The following is a 517-nucleotide window of genomic DNA, read 5'->3' on the forward strand; positions in this document are numbered from 1 at the left end:
CAGGGCGGCGGCCTGATCGTCAACGTCTCGTCCTGGGCCGGCCTGTACGCCTCCAGGTTGACCGGGCCGGCCTACAACGCCACCAAGCGCGCGGTGCTGGCGCTGACCGAATCGATCAACATGGAGGAGGGCATGCACGGCATCCGCGCCAGTTCGGTGCTGCCGGGCGAGGTGGCCACGCCCATCCTGGACAAGCGGCCGGTGCCGCCGTCCCAGGCCGAGCGCGAGCGCATGGTGCAGCCCGAGGACCTGGGCCAGGCCGTGCTGTTCCTGGCGCAGATGCCGGCACGCACCTGCATCAACGAACTGGTGATCTCGCCCACCCACAACCGCTTCTACACCGGCGGCCTGGAGTCGCCGCGGCCGGCCTGAGCGCGGCGCTCTGCTATGATCGCGGCGTCATTGGGGAGTAGCCGCTCTTCCCCCCGAAGAGGCTCGCGTCAACACACTTGTCCCACCGGACATGGCGCCAGCGGTCCCGACTTGGCCAGACCTTTGACCACCACGCCTCCCCCTT

1 protein-coding gene and 1 riboswitch are annotated in these 517 nt (G+C 69.4%); the gene reads left to right on the forward strand.

The window, feature by feature from the left end; translation table 11 throughout:
* On the forward strand, nucleotides 1–372 hold a 372-nt coding region (locus HA630_RS00185), incomplete at its 5' end, for an SDR family oxidoreductase (protein WP_166831972.1).
* Nucleotides 373–392: 20 nt separating this feature from the next.
* Nucleotides 393–517: riboswitch (yybP-ykoY riboswitch) on the forward strand. This riboswitch is flagged as partial in the annotation.

The organism is Aquabacterium sp. A08 (assembly GCF_011742065.1).